General features: G+C 64.3%; 17 protein-coding genes, 1 tRNA gene and 1 pseudogene. 12 read left to right on the forward strand and 7 right to left on the reverse strand.

Annotated elements, in window-relative coordinates; translation table 11 throughout:
• Positions 1 to 24 precede the first annotated feature (24 nt).
• The 3 genes from HHL13_RS00715 (at position 25) to HHL13_RS00725 (ending at position 2,454) form a co-directional block, all read left to right on the forward strand.
• Positions 25 to 1,044 (forward strand): DUF2971 domain-containing protein, encoded by a 1,020-nt coding sequence (locus HHL13_RS00715; protein ID WP_169553875.1) that lies wholly within the window; start codon positions 25 to 27, stop codon positions 1,042 to 1,044.
• Positions 1,045 to 1,053: 9 nt separating this feature from the next.
• Positions 1,054 to 1,653 carry a hypothetical protein gene (locus HHL13_RS00720; RefSeq protein ID WP_169553876.1) on the forward strand — a complete coding sequence of 200 codons (600 nt, stop codon included), beginning with the start codon at positions 1,054 to 1,056 and terminating at the stop codon, positions 1,651 to 1,653.
• 372 nt (positions 1,654 to 2,025) lie between these two features.
• Positions 2,026 to 2,454, forward strand: a complete 429-nt coding sequence (locus HHL13_RS00725) for a hypothetical protein (RefSeq protein ID WP_169553877.1) — start codon at positions 2,026 to 2,028, stop codon at positions 2,452 to 2,454.
• Between the two features lie 50 nt (positions 2,455 to 2,504).
• On the opposite strand, the gene HHL13_RS00730 is transcribed toward HHL13_RS00725, so the two are convergent.
• The 5 genes from HHL13_RS00730 to HHL13_RS00750 form a co-directional block, all read right to left on the reverse strand.
• The gene (locus tag HHL13_RS00730; protein ID WP_169553878.1) at positions 2,505 to 2,906 is read right to left on the reverse strand and encodes a hypothetical protein; all 402 of its coding nucleotides are present in this window, start codon (positions 2,904 to 2,906) and stop codon (positions 2,505 to 2,507) included.
• Entirely contained in the window at positions 2,903 to 3,346 is a 444-nt protein-coding gene (locus tag HHL13_RS00735) for a hypothetical protein (protein ID WP_169553879.1), read from the reverse strand. Before HHL13_RS00735 ends, HHL13_RS00730 begins: the two co-directional genes overlap by 4 nt.
• Positions 3,343 to 3,648 carry a hypothetical protein gene (locus tag HHL13_RS00740; protein WP_169553880.1) on the reverse strand — a complete coding sequence of 102 codons (306 nt, stop codon included), beginning with the start codon at positions 3,646 to 3,648 and terminating at the stop codon, positions 3,343 to 3,345. Before HHL13_RS00740 ends, HHL13_RS00735 begins: the two co-directional genes overlap by 4 nt.
• 49 nt (positions 3,649 to 3,697) lie before the next feature.
• Positions 3,698 to 4,030: an endodeoxyribonuclease gene (locus tag HHL13_RS00745; RefSeq protein ID WP_169553881.1), complete on the reverse strand. Its 333-nt coding sequence runs from the start codon at positions 4,028 to 4,030 to the stop codon at positions 3,698 to 3,700.
• Between the two features lie 413 nt (positions 4,031 to 4,443).
• Positions 4,444 to 4,809 (reverse strand): DUF2958 domain-containing protein, encoded by a 366-nt coding sequence (locus HHL13_RS00750; RefSeq protein WP_169553882.1) that lies wholly within the window; start codon positions 4,807 to 4,809, stop codon positions 4,444 to 4,446.
• Between the two features lie 335 nt (positions 4,810 to 5,144).
• Here HHL13_RS00750 and HHL13_RS00755 point away from each other — a divergent pair, with 335 nt between their 5' ends.
• Positions 5,145 to 5,327, forward strand: a complete 183-nt coding sequence (locus HHL13_RS00755; RefSeq protein WP_169553883.1) for a hypothetical protein — start codon at positions 5,145 to 5,147, stop codon at positions 5,325 to 5,327.
• Between the two features lie 87 nt (positions 5,328 to 5,414).
• On the opposite strand, the gene HHL13_RS00760 is transcribed toward HHL13_RS00755, so the two are convergent.
• Positions 5,415 to 7,013, reverse strand: coding sequence for a recombinase family protein (locus HHL13_RS00760; protein ID WP_169553884.1), 1,599 nt, complete (start codon positions 7,011 to 7,013; stop codon positions 5,415 to 5,417).
• A gap of 55 nt (positions 7,014 to 7,068) precedes the next feature.
• Here HHL13_RS00760 and HHL13_RS00765 point away from each other — a divergent pair.
• Positions 7,069 to 7,569, forward strand: a pseudogene (locus HHL13_RS00765) (ATP-binding protein); the annotation flags it as partial.
• A 1-nt stretch (position 7,570) separates the two neighbouring features.
• Here HHL13_RS00765 and HHL13_RS00770 read toward each other — a convergent pair.
• Positions 7,571 to 8,086 (reverse strand): contractile injection system tape measure protein, encoded by a 516-nt coding sequence (locus HHL13_RS00770; protein ID WP_169553885.1) that lies wholly within the window; start codon positions 8,084 to 8,086, stop codon positions 7,571 to 7,573.
• Between the two features lie 122 nt (positions 8,087 to 8,208).
• On the opposite strand from HHL13_RS00770, the gene HHL13_RS00775 reads away from it, so the two are divergent.
• From HHL13_RS00775 to HHL13_RS00805, 7 genes are all read left to right on the forward strand, one after another.
• The gene (locus HHL13_RS00775) at positions 8,209 to 8,574 is read left to right on the forward strand and encodes a hypothetical protein (protein ID WP_169553886.1); all 366 of its coding nucleotides are present in this window, start codon (positions 8,209 to 8,211) and stop codon (positions 8,572 to 8,574) included.
• A gap of 4 nt (positions 8,575 to 8,578) precedes the next feature.
• Positions 8,579 to 9,742, forward strand: coding sequence for a FecR domain-containing protein (locus tag HHL13_RS00780; RefSeq protein ID WP_169553887.1), 1,164 nt, complete (start codon positions 8,579 to 8,581; stop codon positions 9,740 to 9,742).
• A gap of 48 nt (positions 9,743 to 9,790) precedes the next feature.
• A tRNA-Leu gene (locus HHL13_RS00785) sits at positions 9,791 to 9,875 on the forward strand.
• Positions 9,876 to 10,141: 266 nt separating this feature from the next.
• Positions 10,142 to 10,552: a GntR family transcriptional regulator gene (locus tag HHL13_RS00790; RefSeq protein ID WP_169553888.1), complete on the forward strand. Its 411-nt coding sequence runs from the start codon at positions 10,142 to 10,144 to the stop codon at positions 10,550 to 10,552.
• Between the two features lie 5 nt (positions 10,553 to 10,557).
• Entirely contained in the window at positions 10,558 to 11,463 is a 906-nt protein-coding gene (locus tag HHL13_RS00795; RefSeq protein ID WP_206376808.1) for an ABC transporter ATP-binding protein, read from the forward strand.
• A gap of 11 nt (positions 11,464 to 11,474) precedes the next feature.
• A complete protein-coding gene (locus HHL13_RS00800; RefSeq protein ID WP_169553890.1) occupies positions 11,475 to 13,250 on the forward strand; it encodes a hypothetical protein in 1,776 nt (591 codons plus the stop codon).
• Positions 13,251 to 13,263: 13 nt separating this feature from the next.
• Positions 13,264 to 15,252 carry a prolyl oligopeptidase family serine peptidase gene (locus HHL13_RS00805; RefSeq protein ID WP_169553891.1) on the forward strand — a complete coding sequence of 663 codons (1,989 nt, stop codon included), beginning with the start codon at positions 13,264 to 13,266 and terminating at the stop codon, positions 15,250 to 15,252.
• The last annotated feature ends 1 nt before the right edge of the window (position 15,253 follow it).

The raw sequence follows: 15,253 nt of genomic DNA on the forward strand, positions 1-15,253 counted from the left end.
GTTGGGAGCGAAGCGGGGGCAGGGATGAACGTCAAAGAGAACACGCCGGAAGAGATCAACAAGCATCTGAACGAGATTGCTCAGCCTCACGTCGTACGTTGTGCAAAGAGCTTTGATGAATCCGGTTCTAGGTTCGTCCACTATTCAACTGCTCAGGGCGCTCTCGGTATCATCGAGAACAACTGCCTTTGGCTTCGCAACGTCACTGTGCAGAACGATCTCTCAGAGGTCTTACATGGCGCTCAATGCCTTCGGCGGTATTGGGAAGACCAGAAGCGCCGCGCTCGTTTTGAGGAAGTCCTTTGCAGCATCGATCCAGAGGCCGCGAACATCGTCTTTAAGGCAATGGACGGCGATCTATTCGAACTGATCCACGAAACCTACATCACCTGCCTTTCTGAACATGCGGGCAAAGGGTACGAGAACGAAGACGGCTATGGTCGGCTTTCCATGTGGAGGGCTTATAACGGCGGGACGACTGGCGTGGCTCTGGTCTTCGATCCCTCGCCATTCCTGTCTGGCAGTGATGCCCATCCGATGATCCGCTTTGCCCCCGTCCACTATGCGGACGAGGCTGCTTTTGCTGCTCTGCTCGATGAAGTGATTGAGGCGATTGCGGCCAATGCTCCGCTTATCAAAGAGGTGGAGGCCGAACGGCCTGACGAGAACATCGTGGCCGACATGATGTTCAACCTGCTGAGGATCGCCTTGGTAACGACGAAGCACCCCGGTTTCCACGAGGAACGGGAGTGGCGGATCATCTACCATCCTCGTTCCGTCCCAGCCGATGCGGTGAATCACATTACATCTCAGAACGTCGAACTCGGCGGCGTTCCCCAGACAATCTACAAGATACCGCTGCTCAATTATCCCGATCAGGGGCTGACCGGCGCGACTTTGCCCGAGGCAATTCATAAGGTGATTATCGGGCCGACCAGCACGCCCTATGTGATCTGGAGAAGGCTTTGGGATGCTCTTGAAGCTGCGGGCGTCAATCTCGACAACGGGAAGCTCTGGCGGTCGGAAATTCCGCTCAGGGTTTGAGGTAATACGATGGCTCTCACGGAATTCGTTGCTGCACTGATGCCGCTGTTCAGTTCGCCGCTTGCAGTCGCACTGGCAACAGCCGCGGTGTCGTCCGCTCTGGGTTCGTATTTTGCGCTCCGAACCCTGCGTCTCCAATCGCGCGAACTCATTGATGCGAGCATTGCTTGGCAATGGGTCAACGGGCCGAACGGGAAGATGGACGAGGAGCCGTTTCTGGTGGTGCAGAACCGGTCTGCCAACCCGGCATTCCTCGTTCGCGCCCGATGGCTTCGCGGCACGATGCTCAGGGTGGAAAGCACAGCCTATGCATTCAGTTATGTGGAGCCCACAGACGGCAGCTTCCCGCTGGAAGTGAGGGCTCAGGGCGTCACCTCGTTCCCACTCTCAATGGGGCGGGCCGATCAGATTGCTCGCCGTAGCTGGTGGTACAGTCGGGCCATCAGCTATTTGTTCAAACGGTCGTATTTGTGGATCGAGGTCACGACGATCACCGGCGCGCGCCTAACCGTGGCGGCGAACGATGCGACCAGCTTCCAGAAGCGCCCGCTTTGGCTGTCGGGGCGATGGCTACCAAGGGGCAAGCCGGACTGGACATTCAACGTCTGACTGATGGGTGGTCAGCTAACTAAAGCATGACGCCCAGCCCAATCGACCAAATCAAAGCCCTCGCGGCTGCTGCTCAACAAGACAGCTACACAAACGTCCGCCTGCTCGATCTGCGAAATGCGTGGGCTCAGGGATTCACCCGCCTGGAAGACGCGCCGTGGAGGCCATGTCGGCGGAAAGCGGGCGGCTGGGAGGTCGTGCCCGACGCGGCAAATCGCGGGAAGCGTGGTGCCGACAAGGTGAAGGGCCGCACCTGATTCAACGGTTCGTCGCTTTTCTGCAAACTGGTGAAGTCTTCGGTCGCAACACTGGTGATCTGGAAGCAGACGATTGGAGCAGGGCGATGTTGCTCTGCTTCAAGGAGTGAACAACATGGCTTTCGATCCCAAGAACCTCATCCCCGCTTCGCAGGTCGCAGCTTTCGACAAGTCGGGCGGTCAGCGCACCACCAAGCAGGTCGCGCTCGACAACATCAAGAAGCAGATCGCGCTGTTCAAAGACCCCAAGGCCGAGGGCAAGCGCAACTTCAAAACCGAGGGTGATCGCACCGCTTTCAGCATCCGCATCAACAACACCGCGATGGTGCTGGAGACTGCCGATGTGAAGGGCACGAAGGTCGAGGTGAAGGAGATGACCGCTCCGAACGCCGACTTCGAAGCTGCGCTCAACTACTACGCCGGTCGTATCGAGAAGGGCGATTTCGACGCCCAGCTCAAGCTGCTCGGTGACAAGCGTGAAGCCCGTTCGGCGAAGATGAAGGAGACGCGCGCGGCCAAGCCGAAGGGCGACGCCAAAAAGTAAGCGCCCTTCCAGTTAGCGTACCAAGGGGCCGGGAAACCGGCCCCGTTTTGCTATTTCTTGCGGCTGGCCATCCGCTGCTGGTGCTTCGAACCAAGTGGTCCCGCTGAGTATGAGCGGACGGTGAAGCTGTCTCCGATGCTACCCCAGATAGCCGCAAAAGGTGAGACGGGGGCGGATGGAGGCGTACTGTCGTCCGCAGCCAGCTTTGCCAGCAACGGGTCCATTCCTTCGTCCTCGTGCAATCGAGCCGCTTCCTTCAACGTGCGGAGACGACTCCGCGCCTTTTCTAACGCGTCATCGGCTCGCTTGTTCGACTCCTTGAAGCGCTCACTCACTTCGCGAATGGCTTCCTTTTCTGCCGCCTTGGACTGATCGACCCTCTCTTCAGCGGATCGGACCTGAGCCGCCGCTCGGCCCAACTCCTCGTATAGCTTTGCTGCGTCGATGCTCATGCTGCACCTCGCGCGTCCCTAATCGCCTTCGCGAGCGTGGATTCCGACATGACGGGCGTGAACTCCTTTGCCCACTCAGCCGCTGTCTTCACCTCGCCTCTAAACTCGAAATGCTTGCGCGGACGCCCCGGATAAGGGTTGGCTGGCTTGATCACGGTATCTTCCGGCGTCCAGCCACTCGCGAGGCGCTGCGCGACCGTTGAGTAGCACATGCCCGCTTCGTCGGCCCAAACCCTGAGCGACTTAGTCACTCCGTTGACCGTCACGTATTGCGGCTTGGGACCGATCCCATGACTTGGCGCGAACAGTTCGTCGGCAGGGAGATTGCGGCGCGTCCGAGATCGAAAGCCCGCGTAGGTCAGGCCGAGGTGATCGGCCCATTCGTGCATCGTCTTTGCCTCGCCAGTCAGCGGGTTGGTGATCTGCTTGCGGCGGGTCATGCGCTTGCACCCTCATGCGAGAGCTTGAAGAGGAGCGCGGTGGCTTCATCCTTAAACGTCAGGGTGATTAGGTGCATTTGGGTCGGGACCAATTCACCGACGTTCGTTTCACCAATCGCAATGCACATCTTCTGGTCAACGAAGACATCGCGATTGATCCAGAGACGATGCTGGCGAAGGGCGCGAGCGAATTTCTCTGCGACGCATTCGTCCAGATAGCTTTGCCACTTTTCTGGGCGGCGGTTGGAAAGATGCTCGGCGAACGAATGCACTGGAAATGTGTAGGTCAGGGTGTTGTTCATCGGGGGTTTGCCCTCTCTTTGTGTGTTGCAGACTATTTAGCGCCTGCGCTCACCGAGAGGGGCCGCGCTCCCAAGCGAAGCCATGTTTGTCCGCCCACGCGCTGTAGGTCGTGCTGCTCGCCTTGCTGAGCCGCGCGTTAGGGTTCTGGAATACCAGCTTGATCGTCCAGTCGGGATGCTGGGCCTTCACCGCGAGCATCTTCTTGCGGTCAGCGGCAGGGAATTGACCCTTGCTCTCAACGATCAGCTTGCGGGCCGGATCGACAAAATCGGGCGTGTAGGTGTGCTGAGTGACGTAGGGCAGCTTGAGGGCTTCGTACTCGTACTCTGGCCCTAGCTGGCGGGCGACACGTTCCTCGAATTTGTTGCGGTAGGTGGACACCGCATAGTTAGCCTGGCCGCCCTTGGCCTATAGGTCGCCGCCCCATGCCAGCTTGAACATCAGAGCATCGTTCGTGTCCTCAAACCCTACGTCGAGCGCCAACCTGCCGGTGCTCATCAGGTGGATCGACCCACTGTAACGACCGGAGCAATTCTCACGCAGCCAATCGTCCTGCTCGTGTCCCGCGCGAAGCAATGCGACCATGACTTGAGCGCGGGGACTGAACGCCGTGGGGATAGGATCGCGGAGTAGCGTCTGGAAGACGGAACCGAGGGATGGAGCAGTGGTGTAGGTGGGCATCACCTAGTTAGCTGCTCATGGAAGTGGCCCCGGTGGCGAGAGCAACCCGACCACCGAGACCACCACAGAAACGTCCTAATCCGATTGCAAAGGAGAATTATGGACGCCGGTATTTATGCCCGGATGAAGCCGAGCCGACGCGCCTCCTTCGAATAGGCGCTGAGCGTCTTCTGCGCTTCGAACGCAATGTCGCGCTCGATCCGCATACCGAGCGGCAACCTGACCGACCACAGTTCGTCCAAGCAGACTGAGCCCATCTCAGGACAACCAAATCCGAGATCGGCGAGGCCGAACGCGATGCTGGTTTCCGGCTCAAGCTCTGTGAGCAGCCATGTGCCCGCGCCGACCGGGTTGAACAGCTTTACGTGGGGTTTGAAGTCGATTTCCCTGCTGGTGCCCTTCACGGGCTCCTGCTCGCGGTAATTGGCTTCAAGCTGCGTCACGTCCTCGGGACGCAGCATTTTCGTCTTCCATTCCATTTGGGCCTCCTTGTTGTTGGCCCACGGTCAGACGACGCCTTCTGGTGCGGAAATCAACCGCTCAGGTGGCTAACTAATCGATGGCGAAAGGAAAAAACCCAAACAAGCGAAGGCGCATCCCGAAGAAGGTCCGCATTCTCCAGGAGGAAATCTCGGAGAGCCGTGCGGCTCTGATCAACGGCTTGGCAGACAATCTGATGGCTGAGTTAGAGCAGCGCTTAGCGGCGCGACGGAAGCAGAAGCACCGTCACGATTAACAGACGCAACTCGTCGCTCTTTGGTCGCAAGTCTGGTGGAATGGCGTCTTCTGATCTGGCTCCAACGAGGAGCCAGTTATGTACATCGACATTGAACAGCTTTGCAGCGACGCACAGGAGTTTCTGGACAGCGACCCCCGCTTCTTCAACGAGAATGAGGGCAGCTTCGAATACCATTACGAGCGCGTGTTCTTCACCAAGACGCCCGACCTGTTCGTGCTGGAAGTGCAGGGGATCGAGGTTAGCTGCATCCGCCCCTGAGAAGCCCGCGCAGCCCTACATTGGTCACGAAGCAGCCTTCGGGCTGCTTCGCCTGTCTCGGCCCTGTGTGACGCTCGCTGGGCGCGCTCAGCCTATAACGGCTTCGCCCTCAAGCAGCTTGCCGGTGTCATCGAACAGCCACCACGATTGATCGTCGGGCTCGACACGGAAGAGGCCGGTGGGTGTGATTGCGATGCGCTTGATGAGCCGCCGGAGGCTCATGTTGACCCGACCGCGAGCGTAGGATCGGATCTCGTCATCTGGGCTGTTGAGTTCGGCGCGAAGGCTCTCAATTAGAGCAACATCGTCATCGCTTGCGGGCTTGGCGCTCTCAATCGCGAGCGCTTTCTGTGCTGCGGCAATCTCTGCGTCCTGTCTCTCGATAGCCGCTTCAAGTTCGCCGACGCGCTGCACGATGGCCTTTGATCCTCCATCGGCCAGCACATCAACGAGGTTCGACAGGCGCGTTTGATCGGCTTCGCGAAGTCTCACCAACTCCGCGATGCGCTGGCGCAGTTCAAGCGCTGCGGGGTTGTCGGAGCGCTTCTCCACCAGCTTCGGCAGCATCTCTTCCAAGACGGTCCATTCAAGCACATCGTAGGATAGGATCGTCCCGTTATCGCAGTCATGCTTGCGGCGGGCTTTGTCGCATCGCACTCTGCGATGGTCGTTGCGCTTGTAGGTGACTAGTTCGCCGCTCTTGCGCCGATAGGTCTGGCCCTTGTCGATCTGGTGACGGAAATGAGCGCCACCGCCGCACTGTTCGCAGACGATGATGCCCTGCAAGAGATTGCGGTTGAGGTTGATCTTTTCCGTTTTCTGGTTGCCCTTCCGCATTGCGAGAGCAGCTTGAGCCCTGTTCCACTTTTCGGTGGAGATGGCTTGCGGCCAGAAGTCGGTAGAGATGGTCTTCCCATCGTGCTTCACGTACTCGCCGAGAACGGTGCGCTTGGTGAGCAGCCGGTAAATGTAGCTGTAGAACCAGCCGTTATTGCCCCGACGCTGCTCAGGTGGCGTCCAGCTTGGCTCCTCGCGAGCGTGGAGGATCGTCACGATTTTGTGGATGCCCACGCCGTCGATGTAGAGGTCATAGATGTCGTTGAGCACCCTCACCCGATGGTCGTTCAGCACCAGCTCCCCATCGACCCGATCAAGCCAGAGCGGCTGATTAGGCATTGGGAGGTTCTTCGCGCCTGTCGCTATTCGGTCAAACCGGCTTCGCCATGACGCGGTAACGCGCTTGCTCTTCTTATCGCTCTCCTGATGCGCGTTGATCGCGCTCATCATAAGCAGCAGAACGTCTTCTAACTCGCCGCTTTCGTTTGCGCCGTAGATGCGACCGTCATGAAAGGTCGCCACATCGACGCCACACTCGTTTAGGCCCCAAATTAGCCGCGCAGCAGCTTTCGGACCCTGACGGCTCAAGCGGTCCACATTCTCAACCAGAAGCACCTTACCCCGGTGCAGCCCGTTTCTCGCTTCCAACTCAAATTGGTGAAGTGATGAACCCTCTAGGCGATTGTTGCCGTGGTAGGCGCTGCGCCCCTCGTCGGTGATCGTGGCTTCGACTGTCCAACCCTGCTCGGCCGCAAACTCCCGGCCCAAGGTCAATTGTCGTTCTAGCGAGTAGCCCTTACTCTGCTCGGACGATGAAAAGCGGGCGTAAACAATTGCATTCGCGGGCATTAGCGCACCCCTCCAGCTGCTTGAGTAGCTTTCGGCTACGTGCAAAGCAAACTGTGTGCAATTGGTCGCGGCGATGAATCCGTGCCGCTGCGGGCATCTGGGCGATCCGGCGCTGGCCTGTGCGCGGGCGCCGAAATGCGCGGCGGATTATCAGGCGAAGGTCTCGGGGCCGTTGCTCGACCGGATCGACCTACATGTCGAAGTCCAGCCGGTGACCGCCGCCGACCTGATCCTTCCCGCGCCGGCCGAAGCCTCCGCGCAAGTCGCCGCGCGCGTGGCCGAGGCGCGGGCACTGCAGGCGGCGCGCTATGCCGGGGTGCCGGCGCGGACCAATGCCGAGGCGGAGGGCGAATTGCTGACGGCGGTGGCGACGCCGGACGAACCCGGGCGCAAGCTGCTGGCACAGGCGGCGGAAGCGATGCGGCTATCGGCGCGGGGCTATACCCGCGTGCTGCGTGTGGCGCGGACGGTGGCGGATCTGGCGGGCAGCGAGGGCGTCGGGCGCATCCATGTCGCGGAGGCGCTGAGCTACCGGCGGCAAGCGCCGCGGAGCTGATCTACCAGTTGATGTGGAGCGGTTCGGACATCCAGCGATGGAAGACGATCGACCGGTTCCAGGGGATCTGATCCGTCAGCACGTCGATGGTCCTTCGCTCTACGTCGAGGGTCGAGCGCGCATCGTGGCGGGTCAATCGTCCGGCCCGTTGCAGGAAATTCTCTCGCAAACCGGCGGGCGACGTATTCCGGATGGCCGGCCAATTGTGGATCGCCGCCTGCAACAGGCTGTCGCAGTTATCGACTTCCTCCGGCGTCGGTGTGACCGATGCGATGGCCGGGGTGGCGGGATCGAAGCCGCAGAGCAGCTTGTTGAGCGTCAGTTCCGGTTCGGTCGCATCCCAGCGCGCCTCCGCCAGATACTGGAGGAGATATACCGCGCGGGGATCGAGCAGGGGCCGATCCGCGCCTGTTCGGGTGATCAGTCCCAGCCGGTCGAACAGGGGCGGGAGGAAGGGACTGAGCAGCACCAGCCCGGCGTTGCCGACATAGGTGATATCCGCTGGTTCCCGCTCCATGACCGCATGGCTTCCATGATTGCGCGGCGGGGTCAACGCGCGGTAGATTCCGTCAGCGCCGACTCGACATGAAGCCGGCGAACAGGGAGGCGGATATGGCCATCCGACACCGCTTGTTTTGCGTGGCTTTCGTCGCTGCGAGCCTTTGGGTTGCTCCGGCCTGTGCCCAGTCCGCCGAACTAGCCGAGATCGACGCCCTCGTCCGCAACAGCGAAGGCGTGCAGAGCGGGATGGCGCTGGCGCGGCGGCAGATCGGGGAAAGCGACCTGATCGGCGCGGTGGCGACGCTGGAGCGGCTGCTGATCGACCATCCCGAAGCGGACGAGGCGCTGTTGCTGCATGTCAGCCTGCTCTGCCGCCTCGACGACAAACAGGGTGCGCGCGCCGAACTGGCCGAGATGGACCGGATCCGGGTGAGCGAAACTGCATGGGCGGAAGTGACGGCGGCGTGCGGCGCGGTGCCGCGGCCGCAGGGCTGGGGAGGCTAAGGCGATGCGGATCGGATTGGCCCTCGCGACTTCGGCCGCCGCGATCGCGATCGTGGCCGCTGCCGCGCCTGTCGCCGAACAGATCGTCGGCGCGGCCACGGCGGTGAAGAACGATGTGCGCATTCGCAAGCCCGCGGGCGGGGTGGCGCGCCCGGTGGCGCTGCGGCAGCGGATCGCGCTGGGCGACGGCGTCCAGACCGGCGCGAAGAGCCAGTTGCAGATCGTGCTGCTCGATCGATCGGTGTTCACCGTCGGCGCCAATGCGCGGGTGACGATCGACCGGTTCGTCTATGATCCGGGCCGGCCGAGCAGTGTCGGCGCGACGGTGACGCGAGGTGCGTTCCGCTTCATGTCCGGCCGGGGCGGGAGCAATGGATCCTCGATCCGCACGCCGGTCGCTTCGATCGGGGTGCGCGGGACCATCCTCGAAGGCGTGGTAGGTCCCGATGCGGCGCTGATCGCGGCGGGCGAGCGGGCGGTGGGACGGATCGCCTCCGATCCAGAGACCGCGTCGCTGATCGTGCGGCGCGGCCCGGGCCGGGCGACGCAGGGCGGCGCGAGGCCGGGGGCGATCGATGTGAGCGCGGGCGGGCGCACCGTCACTGCCGACCGGCCGCTACAGGCGATCTATGTGCCGCGCGCGGGCGCCGCGCCGATCGGGCCGTTTCCGATTTCCAATGCCGGGCTGATGCAGTTGCAGGCGATCCTGCATCCTTCGGTCGCGGCGCGGCTGGGGATTCTCGGCCCCGAGGACAATGCCGCGACCGCGACCGGCGAGCCCGGTTTGACCTGGCCCGTGCCCTCGCAGCCGGCGCGACCGCCGCGCCTGCGTCCGCCGGGCGGTGGGTTCGACGACGATGCCCCGCCCGCCTATCGCGGACCGGGCAATATTCCCGATCTGCCCTCGGTCGAGCCGCGCCGCCCGCCGTCGCAGCCCCAGTCCCCGAACCAGCCTCAGAATCAGGCGCCGTCCTCGCTGCGGGCAGCGCCTGCGCCGTCCGATGCTCCAGCCCGGGCACCCACCTCCGCAGGCAAGCCGGTCGCAACCGATATGCAGCAACCGCAGTCCGCTCCGCCCGCGCCCAACGATTCGGTGAAAGCGCCGCCGCAGCAGCCCGGCCCCACGCCGACGCCCACGCCGGCAAAAGGATATAAGCCGCCGAAGTGATCGCGGGTTGATAGCCGGCCCGCGCTCGGCTAGGCACCTGCGCTCGCTGCCCCTGTGGCGAAATTGGTAGACGCATTCGACTCAAAATCGAACGCCGCAAGGCATGCTGGTTCGAGTCCGGCCAGGGGCACCATTCTCTCTCCGCACTGACCATGCCGCCGGCATTGCGTGAAGGTCCAGCCTGACCCGATTGGGCGAGTGCAATTCTCGGTCGCGGACATGCGCCGATGGTTGACAATCGAAAATCAGCTTGAATTTCCGCGATTTGTCCGTTCCGGTTCGCTGGTGCTCGAACGGAACTGGACGATGGCGGGCGCGCGCGAAGCTCGCCTGGGCCAATTTCAGCTTTGACAGTTCGCGACTCACTGTACTATGTGTTCTAGTACAGTGGAGAGGCCAATGAATCGTGTAACCCCCGTTGCGATCGCCATCACGACCGGTGATCCACGCCCGATTGCCCGCCAGATCGTCGATGCGATCCGGCGCCAGATTTCGACCGGAGAGCTTTCGGTCGGCGGCAAGTTGCCGAGCGTTCGCGGGCTGGCGCAGCAATTGGGGATCAATCCCAATACCGTCAGCAAGGCCTATGCGCAGCTTACCGGCGAAGGCTGGCTTGAGGCGCACGCGGGTCTCGGCCTGTTCGTGGCGGTGCGCCGCGATCAGCTCAGCAGCGCGGAACGCGAGCGCCGCCTGGGCGAGGCGGTCGATCGCTTCGTCGGCGAAGTGATTGCGATCCGCTGTCCCGCCGACGAAGCGGTGGCGGCGGTGGCCGACGCGCTCGACGCGCTCAGCTTCGCCAAATCGGCATGACCGCCATGTCCGGCTACGCCATCGAAACCCGCGGACTGACTCGCTTCCACGGCCGCAAGCGCGCGATCGACGGGCTCGACCTCGCGCTCCCGCGCGGCGGGATCCACGCGATCGTCGGCGCGAACGGGGCGGGCAAATCGACGCTGTTCCGCATCCTGCTGGGCTTTCTCGCGCCCAGCGAAGGCGAGGCGTTCGTGCTCGGGCGCCCATCGGCTGCGCTCACGCCCGAGGATCGCCGCCGGATCGGCTTCGTCAACGAAGAGCATACCATGCCAGGCTGGGCGACCGTCGCGGCGGTGCTGGACATGCAGCGCCGCCTTTACGCCGATCGCTGGAATGCGCGCGCGTTCGACACGGTGATCGCCAGCTTCGACCTGTCGCCGGGCCAGCGTATCGGCCAGCTTTCGCGCGGCGAGCGCGCCGGGTTCAACCTGGCGCTTGCGCTGGGCCAGTCGCCCGAACTGCTGATCCTGGACGAGCCGACACTCGGGCTGGACGTGGTTGCGCGGCGACGCGTGCTCGACGCGCTGATCGACGGCGCGGATGCCGAAGGCCGCACCGTGATCTATTGCTCGCATCAGATCGAGGAAGTCGAGCGGCTTGCCGATACGCTGGTCGTGCTCGAGCGCGGCGCGCTGCTCAACTTCTCGGCCCCGGACATATTCTGCGACCGGATCAGCCAGTGGATCGCCGATGTGCCGTTCAAGGGACCTGCGCCGGATGAGATGCCCGGATTGCTCCAGCACCGCCGGATCGACGGCGTTCATCACTACACCATGCTCGACGCCGCACCCGGCTTTGCCGATTTCCTGCGCGGGCATGGCGCCAAATCGGTCCAGACAATGGCGGTTCCGCTCGATCGCGCGGTCGATGCCTTTCTGACGCGCAACCATGCGGGCCCGGCTGCCTGAAGGAAGACACGATGTTCGAACTCTACAAGGCCGAATGCCGGCGGTTTCGCTGGTGGGCGCTGGGCGCGGGCGCGGTCCATGCGGGCACCCTGTTCTTCTTCGATCGCGTGGTCGATCCGCTGCAGCAGCCCGAGATGGTCTATCAGCTGATGGGTGCGATCTATGCCGTCGCGGGCGTCCTGCTGGGACTGTATCAGGCGGGCAGCTATGCGCGGATGAACCAGTGGATCGCACTGCTTCACCGGCCGATGCCGCGCCGCCGGGTGCTGGCGGCGGTCGCCGGCGGCAGCGCGACGATGCTGGCGGCCGCCGTGCTGGTTCCGATCCTGTTGCTGCTGCTCAGCCACGGCCATATCGGCGCGCGCTTCGTCGATGCGCGGCACTGGCTGCTCGGCCTGTCGGGGGGCGTGCTGGCGCTGACCGGGCTGATGGGCGGCATCTACGCGGTGCTCAGCCCGCGGCGCTATGGCTGGCTGGCGCTGATCCCCGCGTTGCTGCCGTCGGTCAGCATGGCGGTCGGCTGGGCGGCGCTGCTGGTCCAATGCGCCGTACTCGCGGCGCTGACCCTGCTGGTCGCGAGCGTGTTCAAGCCCGATCTCGCCGTGCCGCCGCGCACCCGGTCCGGCCTCGCGGGAACGGCGCTGGCGGTGGCGATGGGCGCCTATCTGATGATCGTCGTCGCGGGCGATCTGGTGTTCCAGACTTTGTGGATCGCCACCGGCACGCATCCGCTCAACAGCGTGCCGCCGCGCGGCGGCGTGGTCGAGGCGACGCGAGCCGACGGCGCCGCGCTGATGGAGGCCGGGCTGGCGGCGCGAGGCGATGGCCAGGCGCGGCTGTGGCGTGAGCAGATCCACTTGTCCGAAGTGTTCAACCTGCCGCTGACCATCAAATGGCTGCCGGTGCGCGCCGAATTGACCAATGTCGCGCCGATGGAGTTCGACGACGAGCGGCGCGGGGTGCGCTGGACCTTCAGCCATGACGATATGCGCTTTCACGGCGTCAGGATCGCGGATGGCGCGGGCGCGGGCACGCTTGCCGACGATGGCGGATTCGAGACGCCGCCGCTCGCGACGGAAGGGAACCGCCTGATCGCCGGCGGCAGCCTGTTCGTGTTCGATATCGACGATGGCGCGATCCACCGTCGCATCCGCCTGCCCGCGGGCGAGACGATCGTCGGCCGGCCGGGAAAAGCCGGCTCAGCGCTGACGGTGATGAGCCAGCAGAAGCTGCGCTTCTATGACGAGCGGGTGCTGGACAAGGGCGACGCGGTCTATCCGCCGCTCGCGACGGTGCCGATGCCCGCGCCGGTCGGCAGCCTGATGCGGATCGACCTGATCGAACTGCTCGACGGCTACCTCGTCTCCTTCACCTATGCGCGGGGCGGCGTCGAAGGTCCGGCTGATTCGTGGCAGCAGATCGTCGAGGTCGATGGTGTAGGCCGCAGCCGCGCCGTCGCGCGGCGGACGCTGAAACCGGATTTTCCGTTCGTCGTTCGTTTCCTCAACTATTGGGTCTCGCCGGTGCTGCGGATCGTGCGGGATCAAGCGCAAGGGATTGGTGGCGGCACCGTGCCGATGGCAGCGCGTGAGCCGGTCCGGGTGCCGCTTTCGGTCTGGCTAGCGTCGGCAATCCTCGCGCTGGCTTCGGCCGCCGGAAGCCTGATCCTCGCGGCAAGGCGAAGGCTCGGCGCCCCGGCGACCGCCGTCTGGATCGGGGCCACGCTCATTCTAGGCCTGCCCATGCTGATTGCCTTCTGGCTGATCCGGCCGAGCCGCCCCGCCTGACAGGAGTTTCGCAATGACGACCTGCTTTCGCCGGCTCGGCCTCGCCGCAGCCGCTCTCCTGACGCTTGCCTGCGCCGCACCCGCGTCGGCTGATCCGCTGGCGGCGATGCTTGCGGTCGAGCGCGCCCGCCCGGTCTCCCCGCTGTTCGAGCGAGAAGCGTTTCTGACCGAACCGTTGCTGACCTCCGTCACGATCGCGCCCGATGGCGGCACGGTCGCGTTCCTGCGGATCGCGGGAGGGCAGTATAGCCTGTGGCTACAATCCACCGCGCCCGGCGCCGCGCCACGGCGCATCCTGCCGCATACCGACGCGCGCGAAGTGATGTGGAGCCGGGACTCGCGCTGGTTGATCCTGATTGCGCCCGACAAGGTGCAGATGCTCTCTCCGTCGGGGGATGCGGGCTCCGGCCTCGCCGCCACGCTGGGCGGGCCGACGGAGTTGCGGCTGCTCGATCTCGACCCTTGGGACGCGGGCGTGCTGCTGGTCGAGCAGGTGGGCGCGCGCTGGCGGCTATGGCAGACGGGGCCGGGAGGCGTGCGCCGGATGCTGGCGTCGAGCGATCGCGAGATCGTCGATGTCGCGCTGGGCCGGGATGGCCGCGCCGCGTTTCTCAAGCTGGCCGATGGCGACCGGCATCTGATCGTGGCGCGGCGCGCGGACGGCCGTTTCCGCACGGTCACCATCTGCGAGGCGATGGCGCGCTGCGACCTGATCGGCGTCACTCCGGAGGGCGGGGGCGCCTATGTCTCGGGCGACGTGCCGGGCGGGCGGCGGGCGGTTTTGCGGTTGGGTGCCGATGGACGGTGGACATCTCTCCATAGCGATCCGGCCGACGAAGCCGATGTGGACGGCATCGCGATCGACCGCGCGACCGGCGCGCCGCAGATCGTCAGCTATCGCGGCGGCCGGATCATGCGATACGGGCTGGACGCCGGAACCGTTGCCGGCCTCGCCCAGCTGACGGCCATGCCCGACGCAATGGTCGAGACCGCACGCGGCATATGGCTGGTGCGCGAGCGCGACGCGCGCCTGCAGGGCAATCGCTGGCATCTGTTCGATCCGGCCAGCGGCGCGATGCGGCCCTTGCTCGATGACCGGGCGAAACGCCTTTCGCCGGATGCACTCGGTCGGGTGCTTGCCTTCAGCTTTCCGGCGTCGGACGGGATGGTGATCCACGGTCTGCTCAGCGTGCCGCCGGGCCGCGATCCGGCGCGGGTCCCGCTGGTCACCATCGTCCACGGCGGCCCCTGGTCGCACGACGAACCCGATTACAGCGCGCTGACCCAGTTGCTGGTCAATCGCGGCTATGCCGTGTTCCGCCCGCAGTTTCGCGGGTCCACCGGCTATGGCCGCGCCTATATGCTCGCCGCGAACGGCGATTTCGGCGATGGCCGGGTGCAGCGCGATATCGAGGAGGGAACGCGTTATCTGCTCGCGCGCGGGATCGGCGATCCGGCGCGCACCGCGATCATGGGCGCGTCGTTCGGCGGTTATTCGACACTGCAGGCGCTTTCGAACGGATCGCGGCTCTATCGCGTCGGCGTCACGATCGTGCCGCCGGTCGATTTCGGCTGGACGTCGCGCTGGGGCGCCGCGCGGGGCGATCTCGGCAAGACGCAGGGGATGCCGCTGGACCAGAGCCTGCGCCTGCTGGCGCTGGATCCGAACGATCCCGCGATCGCCCGGCGGCTGTATCGGGAGTCGCCTCTCGCGCGCGCCGCCGCGATGCGGACCCCGTTGCTGCTGATCGCATCGGGCAGGGACGAGCGCGTCCCGATCCGCAGCGTGATCGACTATGCCGCGCAGCTCAGGCTGCTGGGCGCCCCCGTGCGGATCGTGGTGGCCCGCAACCAGCCGCACGCATCGTCGGATCCGATGGCCCTGCGCAGCATGTTGTTCCTCACCGAGAGGATGCTCGACCGGCACCTTGGCGGCCGCGCTACACTCCCGCCGCCACAGGATCTGCGCGACTGGATGGCGGGCAACTTGGTGATGCGGTGAG

The sequence above is a fragment of the Sphingomonas sp. G-3-2-10 genome, from assembly GCF_012927115.1.
Taxonomy (GTDB): Bacteria; Pseudomonadota; Alphaproteobacteria; order Sphingomonadales; family Sphingomonadaceae; genus Sphingomonas.